We start from the raw sequence: 14,486 nt of genomic DNA, 5'->3' as shown, positions 1-14,486 counted from the left end.
GACCGCATGGGAACAGGGAGCGCGGCGGTCGCCGCCGCGGACCAGTGGACCGATCCCGACGGGATCCGCCGGCCGGCCGGTGAGGTGCACGCCTGGCAGCAGGGGCGCAACGAGACGGTCTGCGGCCTGTCGCTGAGCCGGTCGCGGCTGCGCCGGTTCCCGCACGTCAGCTGGGCCGACGCGCAGCCGGAGTCCGGCCGGCACGCCGACGCCGTCGCCGAGGTCTGCCGCCGCTGCCGGGCCGGCATGGGCGCCCGCCGGGACGAGCGCGGCTGGACGCGGACGAACCCGCGCCCCTGACCGCACCCGCGCGGAGGGCGCCCGGCGTCAGGACGGCTCGTGGAGCGGCTCGTTCTCCCCCACCCGCACGTGCCCGTCGGCCGGCGCCCATGCGGGCCCGCCGGCCGGCCGCCTCCTGCTCGGTGAGGCCCCGCTCCCGGTCGGCGCCGAGCAGCACGACGACGTCGGTGACCGGCAGGCCGTGCTGCGGAGCCGGCGCAGGGGTGCGGGCCAGTTGCTCGGTGGCGGCCGTGCCCCGAGCCCCGTCGTCCCGGCCGGCCGGGGGCAGGGACGTTGCGCAGGCAGCGCCGGGGCGGACGGCCGCACGCCCCGGCGGGATCAGCCGCGGTAGTTCACGTGCACGTGGTCGTAGTGGTTCGCCGTGCCGCTGCCCCGGTCCTCCATGGCCTTCCAGGAGCCCGACGGCGAGGAGAGCATCCGCTGCTCCCAGATCAGGTAGTCGACCCCCAGCTCGGCCCAGTGCGCGCGGTGGTACTCCACGATGGCGTCCCCGAGGGCCGCGTCCCTCAGCACCATGTAGTCCAGCGCGAGGCCGGAGGGGTGTCCGCCGGGGTCAGCCGCGCTGGCGCGGGTGCCGCCGAGGGTGATGCGGCCGGCGCCGGGCACGGCGGAGACGACGGCGTCCGCCGCGGCCTGGACCACGGGCCGGACACCGCCCGCGCTGTTGCTGATCCGGGCCACCCCGCCTGCGGCCGCGGGGGTCGCAGCAGCGGCGGTGCCGCCCCGAGGCCGGGCTGCCGGTGCGGCCTCCCGCTGCGCGGCGGCCTCGGCGGTCGCGGCGGCCTCGGCGGCGGCCTTCGCCGCCGCCTCCTCGGCGGCGGCCCGCTCGGCCGCGGCCCTCGCCTCGGCCTCGGCGGCCAGGCGGTCGACCTCGGCCTGGTCGGCGGCGGCCTGCGCCTGCTGCGCTGCCACCTGGGCGTCCTCGCGGCTGCTGCGGGAGGCCGCCAGCTGCTCCAGCTGCGCCAGGTCACGGGCCGGGTCGACCGGGCGGGCGGCGGCGGTCAGGCCGAGCGCCTCGGCCACGCTCACCGTCTCGGTGGGGGCCGCCTCCGCCTGGGCGACGGGCTCCGGGCCGGCGAGCACGTTCATCCCGACCGCGCCGGCGGCGGCGACGGCCAGGTAGAGCGAGGGGCGGCGCAGGCCGGTGGGCGGGGTGCGGTGGGCCACCGGGGTACGGCGGGCAGCGATGGTACGGGGGCGCATGAGCAGGAGGGCTCCGAGACGGCGGTCGGCGGGCCCCCGGGAGGGGCGCCGCGGGCTGCGGTGGGCCACCGGGCGCGCCGTCCCCACGATGACGGGGCGGACGTCGGTGGCGTCCACTCGGACCTCGCCGCGCAGGGAGCGGGACGGCCGACCGGACCCAGCCACCGTAGGTGTGTTGTGGAGTCGTGACAATCCACCGTCGGCGATTCGTCGAGTGACGCCCCTCGCGTCCCAGCGCCCCCACCCCGATCGTCTGCTCGGACCTCCCACGGTCTCCGTGGGCTCCCCCCGTGCGGCAGCGCGGGGACTGCGCACGGAGAGCGTGGGAGGCGGGAGCGCCCCTGCGGTCAGTGCATGCCGAGCCGGGCGAGCGGCTCCACCAGCTCCCGCTCCTCGTACGCCAGGTGCGACAGCAGCGTGTCGCTGAGCAGGTCGACCGCGGCGCGCAGCCCGGCCATCCCGTCCGGTGCGGAGACGAACTCGACCAGCGCCCGGTCGACGCCCTCGAGCACGTCGTGGATGGCGTGGTGCTCCTGCTCCAGCCGGTCGATGACCGGGCCCAGCCGGGCGTCGCCGGCGCGCAGGTGCGGGAACATCGACTGGTCCTCGATGGTGTGGTGCGTGGTCACGATCCGGCAGTAGGCCTCGCAGTAGGTGCCCAGCGTCCACTTGTTCTGCCGCATGGTCAGCACGCTGATGTGCGACCGCGCCGTCCCGACGTCCATCGTGCCGGCGGCCACCTGGTCGACCAGCGACTGCACCTGGGCCAGCTCGGCGCGCAGGCCGTCGTGGATGGCGACCAGGTGCTGCCCCTGGGCCAGCTCGTCCGGCGTGTAGCTGCGCCCCGGGTCCGGCGCCGGCCCGGTCGGGCGGGTCGACTCGTCCCACACCCGCCGCTCGCTGCGCCGGGTCCCGTCGTCGGGCGTGGGGACGACGGGGAAGGGCGACACCCCGCCGGCCACCGCGGGCGCGGCTTCCTCCACGGCGGGGGCAGGGCCTGCGACGACCGCGCCCTCGGCGGCCACCAGCTCCCGGACCGCGGGGGCCACCTCGGCGGCGAAGCGGCGCAGGTCGTCGGGGTCGTCGCTGCCCAGCACGAACGTGCCGATCCGCTGTTCCAGGGCGAGCTCGGCGAGCTCCTCGGCCCACTGCTCGGGCGGCCCCTGCAGCGGGCCGCGTCCGCTGGTGGTGAAGGTGCCGGTGATGTTGAGCAGCCGGCGCACGTCCGCCGGGGACCGCCCGGCCGCGATCGCGGCCTCGTCGACGATCGCGTTGCCGCGGGCCAGGTCACCGGGCTGCAGGTAGCTCAGCGAGGGGAGCCAGCCGTCGGCCCGGCGGCCGGTCAGGGCGAGCATCCGCGGCTTGTAGGCGCCCAGCCAGATGCCGACGTCGTGCGCGGGCGCCGGGCCGCGCTTGGCACCGACCACCCGGTGGAACTCCCCATCGACCCGGACGCCGCCCCGCGCGTCGGCGTCCCAGGTCTGGCGGACCACCTCGATCGCCTCCTCCAGCGCCTGCACCGCCTGCCCACCGGTCAGCCGGCGGCCACCCATCGCCGCGATGGCATCCCAGAAGGCGCCGGCACCCAGGCCCAGCTCCACCCGCCCGCCGCTGAGCAGGTCGAGGCTGGCGACGCTGCGGGCCAGCACGGCCGGCGGCCGCAGCGGCAGGTTGGTGACGTTGGCGGCCAGGTGGACCGTGCCGGTGCGCGCGGCCACGTAGCTCAGCAGCGTCCAGGTGTCCAGGAAGCCGGGCTGGTAGGGGTGGTCCTGGAACGTGACCAGGTCCAGCCCCACCTGCTCGGCCAGCACCGCGAGGGCGACGGTCCGGTCGGGGTCGGCGTTGGCCGGGGTCAGGAAGGCACCGAAGGACAGCGGGTGACCGTGGTCGCTCACATGCCGACTCTCGCACGGCGCCCCGCCCCGCCTGCGCGCATCACGGTTCCCTCACGGATCCGGGGCGAGAGCTCGACCGGGTGCCGGGTCCGGGTAGTGGCCGGGGAGTCCCACGGCGGCCGGACCGGCCGTCACCGACCGGAGGAGGAAGACCACCGTGGACACCACCAACCGCACGCCCCGGCGACGCGCACTCGCGACCGCCGCCGCTGTCGCGCTGCTGGGCGCCGCCGGGTGCTCCGACGACGCCCCGCGGGAGACACCGGGCACCGAGGTGCAGGGCGGCGCCGTCGGTCCCGACGAGGACGTGAGTGAGAACATCAAGCTGCTGCAGGTGCAGCTGCAGTACCCCCTGGACGGCGTGTACGAGGCCGGCGAGGACGCCTCGTTGTTCCTGGGCATCGCCAACGACGGCACCGAGTCGGACACCCTCGTCGACGTGAGCGGTCCGGACTTCGCCGACGCCCGGATCGCCGGGCCCGACGGCAGCGCCGGCGGCGACGACATCTCCCTGGAGGTCGACGCCAACGACAACGTCTACGTCGGGGCGGAGGGCATGCCGGCGATCACCCTGGTCGACCTGCAGACCGAACTGCGCTCGTCCGAGTCGATCCCGGTGACCTTCACCTTCGAGCGGGCCGGCGAGGTCACCATCGACGCGATGGTCTCGGCCGAGGACGAGGACCCGCTGCCGACCTACGACTTCCCGGACCCGGACGAGGACCCCTCGGGCGGGACCCCGTCGGAGGGCTGAGCCGGCACGGCCAGGAACGGCTCACCGGTCAGCGCGGACCGGCGGGCCACTCCCCGGCCAGCGCCTGCGTGACCCGGTCGCGCCAGGTGAGGGTCTCCGTCTCCGGGACCTGGGTGGACCGCCGGGCGCTCTCGGCGACGGCGTCGGCATAACCGAGCACCAGGTCGTCGACGCCGCGGCCGCGGGCCCGCCAGGCGAACTCGCGCAGCAGCCCGGCCAGCCGGCGCAGGACGGCCGGCTGCCCGTCGGCGAACTGCAGCGGCTCCTCCACCGCCAGTTGCAGCAGCGCCGGCAGGTCCCACGGCGGCACGACCACCCGCACGGCCCCCTGGTCGTCGCGGAACACCCGCTCGTCGGCCGGGTGGACCGCGAGCCGGCCGAGCAAGGCCGAGGCGTGGGACAGGGCGTGCACCGCCGTCGTCGGGTCGTTGATCCCCGGGGAGAGCGCCCGCAGCGCGATGTCGACCACCTTGCGCAGGCCGTAGGCGACGTCACGGCTGGCCGACCGCTCGAAGTGCAGCCGGAGCGCGTCGTCCAGCCGGCCGGTGAGCGCCTCGACGTCGGGGTCCGCGCCGGGCTCGAGCCGGGCCCGGGCCACCGGGGTGCCCTCGACCACCGAGTCGCCCATCCGCGCCCCGAGCTCCACGACCACGCGGCACTCGGCGGCGGCCGCCACCGCGGCCGACGCGTCGAGCCCCACCAGGAAGCCGCTGGACCGGGCGATCAGCAGCACCTCCCGGCCGCGCGCGGGGCTGTCGCCCTCGGTCCCCGCCGGGCCGGACTCCTCCCCGGTGCCGAGCTCCCGGGCGATCGTGCTGCTGGACTCGTCGTGGACGTCGCGGAGCATCGTCTCGACCCGGAGCACCGAGGCCAGGTGGCCGATGAAGAGCACCAGCGCCACGACGCTGCCCAGGGTCAGCCCGAACGCCAGGGCGATCGACAGGCGGGGGACGAACGCCGACTCGCCCGTCGTGGCGTCCGCCGTCCGCACACTGCGGAGCACGGTGAGGGCGTAGACGAAGGTGAGCACCAGCTGGGCGAGCGTCAGCTGGACGACCCGGTCGGTGACGAACGTCTGCAGCAGCCGTGGTGAGTACTGGCTGCTGCTCAGCTGCAGCGCGAGGACGGTGAGGGAGAAGACCAGCCCGGTCACCGAGATCAGCGAGCCGGCGATCGCCGAGAGCAGGTCCCGCGCGGCGGCGGGCCCGCCGCCGAAGGCGAAGGTCAGCGGGTGGTCCCCGAAGGCGAGCCAGCCGTCGACCGTGGGCAGCAGGACGCCCAGGCCGACGGCGACCAGGATGCCGATGAACGGGATGGGCCACAGCGACCCCCGTACCCGGTCGACCAGGTCACCGAGTGGGCTGTCGCGCAGCCCGCTCACCGGCGGCCCCGCCCGGTCGCACCGCTGGCCGGGGTCACAGCTGTGGCCGGACGCCGGCCTCGGCCGCCAGGGCGCCCGGGTCGAGTGGACCCCGGCCGTCCATCGCCGACCGCCCGGCGCCGCGCCGGCCGACCGGCAGCACCGTCTTCTCCCGCGCACCCTCCAGCTCGAGGGCGAGGGCGGCGTACAGCGCCACCGCGGCGAGCGCGATCCCCACCCACCCGGCCACCGCCTTCCAGTCCGCCGACCCGGTCATCTCGTACACCCCGGTGGTTCCGAACCGGGTGGCGGCGACCGCCATGACCAGCGCCGGCAGCACCTTGCTGCTCACCGCCGTCGCCGCCGGGACGAGCATGGCCAGCCCGGCCACGACCAGCAACACGCCCAGCCCCGAGCTCGTGCTGCCCGGCGGCAGGGTCAGCGTGGTGAACCCGGCCACCGCCCAGGTGCCGCTGAGGACGCCCATCCCGGTGGCCGCCACCGGGTCCCGGCTGAGGAAGCCGAAGACCGAGGCCAGCAGCTGCAACGGCACGGTCGCGGCCAGCGCGGTGATCCCGGCGACCCGGCCCTGGTCCGGGCCCACCCAGCCCAGCTGGACGGCGCTGAACACGGTGGTCGCCAGGGCGAGGGCGAGGAAGCCGAGCGGCAGCGGGGTGGCCAGCGGGCGGAGGACCACCCGGGTCGACGGCGGGGTGGCGTCCCGGTCCGGGTCGGGCATCAGCTGACCAGTGCCTGGGTCGCGGACTCCTTGAGCTTCGCGTTGGCCCAGCGCATCTGCCGCAGCGTCTCCGGGTGGCAGCGCTGGGCCAGCTGGAGCAGATCGGGCTTCCTGGCCCCCTGGGCGGCCTGGGCGAGCAGCTCCCAGTCCAGCGACACCCCGGCGGCCTCGCGGTGGATGTGCCGCAGGTCGGCGAGCAACAGCATCCCCGGCTCCGACCGCCGGCCCACCGCGTCCGACGCCCGCTGACGGAGGGTGGCGAGCAGGCTGGGGTCGCCCTCCGGCTCGGGGTCGAGCTGCACGCCGTGGTCGTGCCCGATCGCGGCGAGCGCCTGCACGTGGTCCTGCGACCAGCGGGCGATGTCGCGGGCGACGTAGAAGACCTCGTGGTCGGCCTTGTGCCGGTCCGAGGCGGCGAGCAGCGCCCCGGCCAGGTGGTTCTCCGAGCGGTGGAGCTCCTCGATGGCGAGGCCGAGCTTCATCGTGCACCTCCGGTGACGGTCGCGAACTGTTCGGTGCTCTCGGCGGCGGGGCCGCCCACGGTCGGCGGGACGTCACCCGTCACCGGCCGGGAGCCGGTCGTGGTCGGGGCCGCCGAGGGACGGCCGTCGCCCTTCGCGAGCCGTTCGATGCGGGCGGCGGCGGACTTGAACAGCGGCTGTTTGGAGACCGGGTCCCAGTCGGTCATGGTCAGCTCGTTGGCCGCCCGGCCGCGCTCCCCGTCCGGCTCGTGCCCGGACGGGGAGTCCCAGTAGCCGTAGTGGAACGGCAGGAACGCCACCCCGGGACGGATGCCGCTGATCCGCAACCGGGCCTCGACCCGGCCACGGGGCGTGCTGATCTCCAGCAGGTCTCCCTCGGCGAGGCCGCGGTCGGCGGCGTCGCTGGCGGAGAGCTCCACCCAGACCTCGGGCGCCGCCTTCTGCAGCTGGGGCGCCCGGGCGGTCTTCGTCCGGGTGTGGAAGTGGTACAGCGTGCGCCCGGTGATCAGCTGGAAGGGGAAGTCCTGGCTCACGATCTCGTGCGGCGGCAGGTACTCGGCGGCCTTCAGCACCGCCTTGCCGTGCGGGTTGAGCGCCTCGTACTCGGTCTGCGACACCGGCGCGCCCGTCACCAGGTCCCGGCCGTAGCTCTCGCAGTAGTCGGGCGCGGCCCAGAACTGCCCGTCGACGTAGATGCGCTCGGTGCCGTCGGGGTGCTCGTCGTTGCACGGCCACTGGATGCCGCTGCCACCCCGGAGCTTCGCGTAGCTCATGCCGGTGTAGTCGCACGGCCGGCCGCGGGTGCACTCCTTCCAGCCCTCGAAGGCGCCCTCCGGGTCGTCCCACTTCACCAGCGGCTGGCCGTCCTTGTCGCGCAGGTCCATCCGACGCGAGAAGTCGATGAAGACGTCCAGGTCGGGCCGGGCCTCACCCGGCGGTTCGACCGCCTTGTCCGAGATGTGCACGGTCCGGTCGACGTTGGTGAACGTCCCGGTCTTCTCGCCCCAGGTGGCGGCGGGGAGCACCACGTCGGCGAGCTGGGCGGTCTCGGACAGGAAGATGTCCTGCACGACGAGGAAGAGCCGCTCCTGGGCCAGGACCTCCCGGATCCGGCCCAGCTCCGGCAGCGAGACCGCCGGGTTGGTCGCCTGCACCCACATGAACCGGATGGAGCCCTCCTCGGCGTACCGGAACATCTGCATGGCATGCGTCGGCGGCGAGTAGTGCGGGATCTGCATCGGGTCGAGGTTCCAGACCCTCGCGAGGTCCTTGACGTGCTCCTCGTTCGACCAGTTGCGGAACGCCGGCAAGTCACCGTCGGCGCCGCACTCCCGGGTGTTCTGCGCCGTGGGCTGGCCGTTCATCTGCAGCAGGCCGCAGCCGGGCTTGCCGAGCATGCCGCGGATGATGTGCAGGTTGTTGACCTGCGTGGCCGCCGCGCTGGCCTGGTGGGACTGGTAGAAGCCCTGCAGGACGCTGGACATCAGCCGCTCGGCGGTGCCCAGGATGCGGGCCGCCTCGCGGATCTGCTCGACGGGGACGTCGCAGATCTCGGCCGCCAGCTCCGGCGGGTGGTCGGCAACCCGCTCCTGCAGCTCGGCGAACCCGACGGCGTGGGCCTGCACGTACTCCTCGTCCACCCAGCCGTTCGCGATCACCTCGTGCAGGAGGGCGTTCATCAGCATCACGTTGGTGCCCGGCCGCGGCGCCAGGTGCACCGTCGCGGCCCGGGCGACCGGCGTCTCGCGCGGGTCGACGCAGATCACGTGCGGCGGGTTCGGGCCGGCGAGGCGGTCCAGGACGCGGGTCCACAGCACCGTCTGCGTCTCGGCCATGTTGTGGCCGAACAGCGCGATGACGTCGGCGTGGTCGATGTCGGTGTACGAGCCCGGCTGTCCGTCGCTGCCGAAGGACTCCTTCAGCGCCGCGGCCGCGGTCGCGGTGCAGAGCCGGGTGTTGCCGTCGACGTGGTTGGTGCCGATGCCACCGTGCGCGATCAGGCCGAGGGTGTAGTACTCCTCGAGGAACAGCTGCCCGGTGGTGTAGAAGCTGATCGCGCTGGGGCCCTGCTCGGCCAGCAGCTCCTTCGCCCGGCCGGCCACGGCGTCCATCGCGGTGTCCCAGTCGGTCTCCACCAGCTCGCCGTTGCGCCGGATCAGCGGCTTGGTCAACCGGTCCGGCGACTTGTTCGCCTGCCACCCGAACAGGTCCTTGGGACCCAGCCGGCCGTGGTTGACCCGGTCGTCGGCGCGGCCGCGGACGCCGACGATCTCGCCGTCCTTGACGGCGATGTCCAGCCCGTCGCCGTTGGAGTGCAGGATCGTCGCCGACTGCACCCAGCGGTCGACGTCGGCCTCTCCCACCCCCTCGGCCAGGTGGGCGTCCACCCGCACCGGCCAGTCGTCCCCCGGTCCGTACGGCGTGCGCGTGCCCCATGGTTCGGCGATGCGGTCGGTCCGTGACATCAGCGGCCTCCTGCTCGTTCGGCGTGGCTCCCGCACGTGCGGTGCCCGACCGCCCGGACGTCACACCTCACGGGGTGCGGCATCCCCCTGACATCGCCGCAGGTGGCTCCGGGCGCAGGCCGGGAGCACCGGTTCCTGCACGGCCGGGAGGGGCCCGCGGCACGGCCCTGCCCCGCCGTGCACGTGTGCTCCAGCGGTCCCGGGGTAGGGGCGGGGCCCGCACGCACCCGACGGATGGAGGAGACGTGAGCGAGCACGAACTCGAGGAGACCGGCACCGGCGAGGCCGCCAAGCGGATCGGGCAGGCGCCGACCACCACCGACGTGACCGACCCGGAGCGCTCCTCGCGCAACACGGCCGCCGGCAGTGGTTCGAAGCCCGGCGAGGGGCCGGTGCAGCCTGCGGCCGACGAGGGCGTCGACCCGTCGGTGAGCATCGAGCCGCACAACGAGGGCCTCGCCTGACGCATACGCCTCCGCCTCGCCGGCGACGGCCCGCAGCGGGCCCCGTGGTCACCCGACCGCGGGGCCCGCTGCCGTTGCGCCGCCGGCCACGGGCCGCCGGTCCGCGCGTACCGTGGGGCGCTCCCGGCCGGCCGGTGCCCACCCGCACCGCCACGCCGCGCCCACCACGACCCGGACCGACGAGGGAGGTACCGCGTGCCCCAGCGGACCCACGTCGTGCTCGGCGGTGGCGCGGCACTGGGGGCCTTCCAGGCGGGCGCGCTGCAGGCCGTGCTGGGCGCCGGGATCGCCGTCGACCACCTGCACGGGGCCTCGGTCGGCGCGATCAACGCCGCGTTCCTCGCCGTCCGGCCCGACGCGGCCCGCGCGGACCAGCTCGCGCGGCTGTGGCAGGACCCGGCGCTGACCGCCGTCCTGCGCCCGGGGTGGCGCTCCCGCACCGCCGGTCTGGCCCGCTCGCTGCGCCACGGTGGGGCCCTGCTCGACGACCGGCCGCTGCGCCGGATGATCGCCACCCACGTGCCGGCGCACGACCTGGCCGAGCTGTCGGTCCCGGTCACGGTGACCACCACCTGCCTGGACTGCGGCACCGCCCAGCGGCACCGCGCCGGTCCGGTCGGTGACGCCCTGGTGGCCAGCTCGGCGCTGCCCGGGCTGTTCCGCCCCGTGCTGCTGCCCGACGGTCACCGCCACGTCGACGGCGGCATCCTCGACGGGGTCCCGGTGTCGGCTGCGCTGGAGGTGGCCGGCCCCGACGACCGGGTGCTGGTCCTCGACTGCGGTCTCGCCCCGGTGACCGGCCGGGTGGACGTCTGCGCCGCCGCGTCCGACGTCGTCCCGGCCCTGGCCTGCGGCGTCCCGGTCACCGAGGGCCGCGCCCCCTACGTGGCACCGGTGGAGAGCGGGCCGGGGGCACTGGACACGGTGCTGCAGTCGTTCACCGTGGCCCGCGCGGCAGCCAACCGCGCCGCGGTCCGCGACGCCCTGGACGACCCGCGGGTCGAGGTCGTCCCGCACGTGGCCGACGCGTGGGCGGCGGGGCTGCTGGAGACGCTGCCGGCCGGCCCGCGCGACGTCCGGAGCACCGCCGGGCTGCTGCGCGCCGGCCGGGCGGTGGCCGAGCGCTGGCTGGCCGGGCGCCCCTGGGCGGCCTCAGCCGCAGCGTAGGACCGCTGAGGCCACCGGCCCACCCAGCTCGCGGACGTGACCGACCGCGTAGGGCAGTCCGTGGCGCACCGCCCACCAGGCGCGGTCCGCACCCGTCGGTCCGCGGCCCGGCGGCGGCTCGCCCACCGGCTGCGGAGCCCAGCCGGCCGCCCGGAGGACGCCGGTCGCGGCGACCGCCAGGCCCCGGTGGCCGGCCCGGCTGGGGTGGACCCGATCGGCGGCCCACCCCGCGGCACCGGTCAGCACCGGCACCGCCGCCAGGTCGACCCGGTACACCCCCGGGAGCCCGGCCGCGGCGTCGACCGCGGCGTTGACCACGGCGGTCCGCCGGCGTGCCGCCCGGGCGACCGGGCCGGGCAGCCGCAGCACGGCGGCCGGGTCGTGCAGCCGGCCGACCAGCACCTCCGCCCGCCGCGCCCGCAGCGCGGCGACGATGCCGAGCAGTCCGGCACCGACGGCGCCGGGGTCGAAGCCCGAGCGGGCCACGTCGTTGAGCCCGACCAGCACCGTGGCCAGGTCCAGCTCGCCGGGGACCTCGTCCTCCAGGAGGGGCAGCTGCCGGTCGCGCACGTCGGCCACCCGTGCCCCGGCGACCGCCAGCGGCACCAGCCGCGCCCCCGGGAGGGCCGCGGCGACCAGCCCCACCCAGGTGGCCTCCGGCTCGATGCGCAGTCCGACGCCCTCCCCGCAGGTCAGGCTGTCCCCCAGCGCGGCGACGACCGTCATGCCACTGCCCGCGCGGCCGCCCCGTGCACCGCGAGGAACCCGCGCACCGTGGCGTCCCACGGGTACTGCTCGGCCCGGGACCGGGCGGCCCGGCGGCGGACCTGCTCCGGCACGGTGAGCAGGTCCTGCACGGCGTCGGCCAGGGCGGTACCGGTGCCCGGCGCCGCGCGTCCGGCCTGGGGGCCCAGCACCTCGGGCAGCGCGGAACCGGACGCGGCGACCACCGGGGTCCCGCACGCCAGCGCCTCCAGGGCCGCCAGCCCGAACGTCTCGATGGGCCCGGGGGCCAGCGCGACGTCGGCGTCGGCCAGCACCCCGGCCAGCCGGTCCCGGCCGGGGACGTAGCCCAGCCACTCGACCGGGAGGCCGCGCGCGGCCGCCTGCAGCGGGCGGCGGAGCGGCCCCTCCCCCGCCACGACGAGCCGGGCGGGCACCCCACGGCGGCGGAGCGCGCGCAGCGTGCTCACCGCCAGGTCCGGGCGCTTCTCCCAGGAGAGCCGGCTGGCCATGACCAGCCGCACCTCCCCGGCACGCTCGGACCGCTCGCCGGTGCGGGCGACGAAGGTGTCGGCGTCCACGCCCAGCGGGACGACGGCGAGGCCGCCCGCGTCGACCCGGCGGAACTCCTCGGCCGCCCACTGGGTGGTGCACACCACCGCGTCGAAGTCCGCGACCAGGCCGGCGTTGACCCGGTCCGCCACCGCCGCACCGGGCAACCGGGTCCACTGCCGCACCCACCGGTCGAGCCGCTCGTGGCTGACCGCCAGCGCCGGGACACCGGCGTCCCGGGCCCAGCGCCCCAGCCAGCGCAGGGTGGTCCGGTCGTGCACCTCGATCGCGTCCGGGGCGATCCGCTCGACCACCGACCGGACCCGTCGGCGGTCCAGCAGCGCGCGGTACCCGGGCGCCACCAGCAGGGCGGGGGCGCGCAGCAGGATCCGCCGTCCCCAGTCGGTGCCGACCACCCCGTCCACGGCTCCCGGGACGAGCTGCACCACCTCGTGGCCGGCCGCGGCGTAGCCCTCGGCGAGGTGGTCCAGGGCGGTGCGCAGCCCTCCCGAGGTGGCCGAGACGAAGTTGGCCGCCTGCAGGACCCTCATCGGGCGGGGCTCCCGCGGTGGGGATCCGGGATGGGTGCACCGGGCATGCCCGCAGCCTGCCCGGAGGCCGGCCGGTCCCCCACCGCGCACGGCCCCGGCGGCGCTGAAGCCCCGGCGAACTCTGCGTGACCGGCGCTGGAACGACCTGCCGGACAGCGGCCGGTCACCCACTCAGCCGGCGTCGGCCCAGGACCGGACGACGGCGACGTCGAGCGGGAAGTCGACCGGGAACTCCCCGAACAGCAGGCGGCCCGCCTCGGCGGCCGAGGCCCGGACGGCCACGGCGACGGCATCGGCGTGCTGCGCCGGGGTGTGCACCAGCACCTCGTCGTGCAGGAAGAAGACCAGGTGCGGGCGGTCGGTCAGGGCGCCCTCGCCGAGCGCCCACAGCCGGTTGCGCAGGTCGGCCAGCCAGCACAGCGCCCACTCCGCGCCGGTGCCCTGCACGACGAAGTTGCGGGTGAACCGACCCCACGCACGGCGGCGCCGGTCGGTGTCCTCCCGCGATCCGGCCGGTTCCGGCGGCTCCCCCAGGTCGGCCGCCTGCTCCGCCCACGAGCCGGTGGGCAGCGGCGCGCCGCGGCCGAGCAGGGTGTGCACCGCCTCGCCACGCTCGCCCGCCCGGGCGGCCTCCTCGACCAGCCCGATCGCCCGCGGGTAGCGGCGGGTCAGCCGCGGCATCATCCGCCCGCTCTCCCCGCGGGTGCCGCCGTACATCGCCCCCAGCATGCCGACCTTCGCCTCGGCCCGGGTGACCACCGTGCCGTCGGCGACCATGCCGGCGTACAGGTCGGCCGACCGCGCCGCCTGGGCCATCGCGGCGTCCCGGCTCATCCCGGCCAGGACCCGCGGCTCCAGCTGGGCGACGTCGGCGACGACGAACCGCCAGCCCTCGTCGGCGACCGCCGCCGGGCGGATCTGGGTGGGCACCGACAGGGCGCCGCCGCCGTTGGACGCCCAGCGCCCGGTGACCACCCCGCCGGGCACGAAGACCGACCGGAACCGGTTGCCGCGGACCCAGGTGTGCAGCCAGTTCCAGCCGTTCGCGGCCAGCAGCCGGGACAGCTTCTTGTACTCCAGCACGGCGGGAACGGCGGGGTGGTCGAGCTGCTCGAGGGTCCAGGAGCGGGTGTCCTCGACCGGCAGCCCGGCGGTCTGCAGCGCCCGGAGCAGCCCGCCCGGGGAGTCGGGGTTGAGCTCCGACGCCCGCAGTGCGCTGCGGATCTCGGCGGCCAGCCGCTCCAGCACCGCCGGACGCTGACCTGCCGGGGGCCGGGGACCGAGCAGGTCGGTCAGCAGCCGCTCGTGCAGGTCCGTCCGCCAGGGCAGGCCGGCGTGCGTCATCTCCGCGGCGACCAGCGCGCCGGAGGACTCCGCGGCGAGCAGCAGCCCCAGCCGGCCGCGCTGGGCGGCGGCCGCCAGCGCGGCCCGCTGCCGCCCGTCCTCGGCCGCCGGGTCGAGCGCGTCGGCGGGGTCGGCGAGGGGGAAGAGCGCGGGGTCGGCGGCGACGACCGGCTGGAGCGCGTCCCAGCCCGCGGTGTCCGGGCCGGCCAGCAGTGCCTGGTCGACGAACGGGGAGCGCCGGAGCACGGCGTGGCACAGCCGCAGGTCGGTGCAGCGCGCCACCCGCACGCCGGCGTCCAGCAACGCCGGGTACCAGCGGGTGGTGTCGTCCCACACCCAGCGGACCGGCCCACCCTCGTCTCGCTCGGCGATGAAGCCGGGCAGCTCCGCGGCCGGCAGCCGGGTCACCTGCGTCTCGCCGCCGGCCTGCGCCTGCACCTCGACGTCCCCGCCCCGCCGCACCAGCAGGAGCCGCTCCACCCGCCCA

General features: G+C 76.4%; 13 protein-coding genes. 4 read left to right on the top strand and 9 right to left on the bottom strand.

Annotated features, from left to right (window positions below; all coding sequences use genetic code 11):
* The first annotated feature begins 6 nt into the window (after window positions 1-6).
* Window positions 7-300: a hypothetical protein gene (locus ACI79Y_RS13990; RefSeq protein WP_457159060.1), complete on the top strand. Its 294-nt coding sequence runs from the start codon at window positions 7-9 to the stop codon at window positions 298-300.
* 318 nt (window positions 301-618) lie between these two features.
* On the opposite strand, the gene ACI79Y_RS13985 is transcribed toward ACI79Y_RS13990, so the two are convergent.
* A complete protein-coding gene (locus ACI79Y_RS13985) occupies window positions 619-1,503 on the bottom strand; it encodes a hypothetical protein (protein WP_457159059.1) in 885 nt (294 codons plus the stop codon).
* A 347-nt stretch (window positions 1,504-1,850) separates the two neighbouring features.
* Window positions 1,851-3,398, bottom strand: a complete 1,548-nt coding sequence (locus ACI79Y_RS13980) for an LLM class flavin-dependent oxidoreductase (RefSeq protein ID WP_457159058.1) — start codon at window positions 3,396-3,398, stop codon at window positions 1,851-1,853.
* Window positions 3,399-3,555: 157 nt separating this feature from the next.
* Between ACI79Y_RS13980 and ACI79Y_RS13975 the strand changes: the two genes are divergently transcribed.
* Window positions 3,556-4,152 carry a copper chaperone PCu(A)C gene (locus ACI79Y_RS13975; protein ID WP_457159057.1) on the top strand — a complete coding sequence of 199 codons (597 nt, stop codon included), beginning with the start codon at window positions 3,556-3,558 and terminating at the stop codon, window positions 4,150-4,152.
* Between the two features lie 28 nt (window positions 4,153-4,180).
* Here ACI79Y_RS13975 and ACI79Y_RS13970 read toward each other — a convergent pair whose 3' ends face one another.
* The 4 genes from ACI79Y_RS13970 to ACI79Y_RS13955 are packed head-to-tail and all read right to left on the bottom strand — an operon-like array spanning window position 4,181 to window position 9,198.
* Entirely contained in the window at window positions 4,181-5,533 is a 1,353-nt protein-coding gene (locus tag ACI79Y_RS13970; protein ID WP_457159056.1) for a DUF2254 domain-containing protein, read from the bottom strand.
* Window positions 5,534-5,567: 34 nt separating this feature from the next.
* A complete protein-coding gene (locus tag ACI79Y_RS13965; RefSeq protein WP_457159055.1) occupies window positions 5,568-6,251 on the bottom strand; it encodes a hypothetical protein in 684 nt (227 codons plus the stop codon).
* Complete coding sequence (locus ACI79Y_RS13960) at window positions 6,251-6,733, bottom strand: hypothetical protein (protein WP_457159054.1); 483 nt, start codon at window positions 6,731-6,733, stop codon at window positions 6,251-6,253. The genes ACI79Y_RS13965 and ACI79Y_RS13960 overlap by 1 nt, the downstream gene beginning before the upstream one ends.
* A complete protein-coding gene (locus tag ACI79Y_RS13955) occupies window positions 6,730-9,198 on the bottom strand; it encodes a molybdopterin oxidoreductase family protein (RefSeq protein WP_457159053.1) in 2,469 nt (822 codons plus the stop codon). The genes ACI79Y_RS13960 and ACI79Y_RS13955 overlap by 4 nt, the downstream gene beginning before the upstream one ends.
* A gap of 245 nt (window positions 9,199-9,443) precedes the next feature.
* On the opposite strand from ACI79Y_RS13955, the gene ACI79Y_RS13950 reads away from it, so the two are divergent.
* Window positions 9,444-9,662, top strand: coding sequence for a hypothetical protein (locus tag ACI79Y_RS13950; RefSeq protein ID WP_457159052.1), 219 nt, complete (start codon window positions 9,444-9,446; stop codon window positions 9,660-9,662).
* Between the two features lie 195 nt (window positions 9,663-9,857).
* A complete protein-coding gene (locus ACI79Y_RS13945; RefSeq protein WP_457159051.1) occupies window positions 9,858-10,829 on the top strand; it encodes a patatin-like phospholipase family protein in 972 nt (323 codons plus the stop codon).
* On the opposite strand, the gene ACI79Y_RS13940 is transcribed toward ACI79Y_RS13945, so the two are convergent.
* From ACI79Y_RS13940 to ACI79Y_RS13930, 3 genes are all read right to left on the bottom strand, one after another.
* Complete coding sequence (locus ACI79Y_RS13940) at window positions 10,815-11,555, bottom strand: GDSL-type esterase/lipase family protein (RefSeq protein ID WP_457159050.1); 741 nt, start codon at window positions 11,553-11,555, stop codon at window positions 10,815-10,817. The two genes, ACI79Y_RS13945 and ACI79Y_RS13940, sit on opposite strands and share 15 nt — an antisense overlap.
* Complete coding sequence (locus ACI79Y_RS13935) at window positions 11,552-12,655, bottom strand: glycosyltransferase (RefSeq protein ID WP_457159049.1); 1,104 nt, start codon at window positions 12,653-12,655, stop codon at window positions 11,552-11,554. Before ACI79Y_RS13935 ends, ACI79Y_RS13940 begins: the two co-directional genes overlap by 4 nt.
* A gap of 171 nt (window positions 12,656-12,826) precedes the next feature.
* On the bottom strand, window positions 12,827-14,479 hold the full coding sequence (locus ACI79Y_RS13930) for a bifunctional 3'-5' exonuclease/DNA polymerase (RefSeq protein ID WP_457159048.1): 1,653 nt from the start codon (window positions 14,477-14,479) through the stop codon (window positions 12,827-12,829).
* Window positions 14,480-14,486: the final 7 nt, after the last annotated feature.

This window comes from Modestobacter sp. SYSU DS0875, from assembly GCF_054050915.1.
This window is presented reverse-complemented; position numbering and strand designations above follow the sequence as displayed.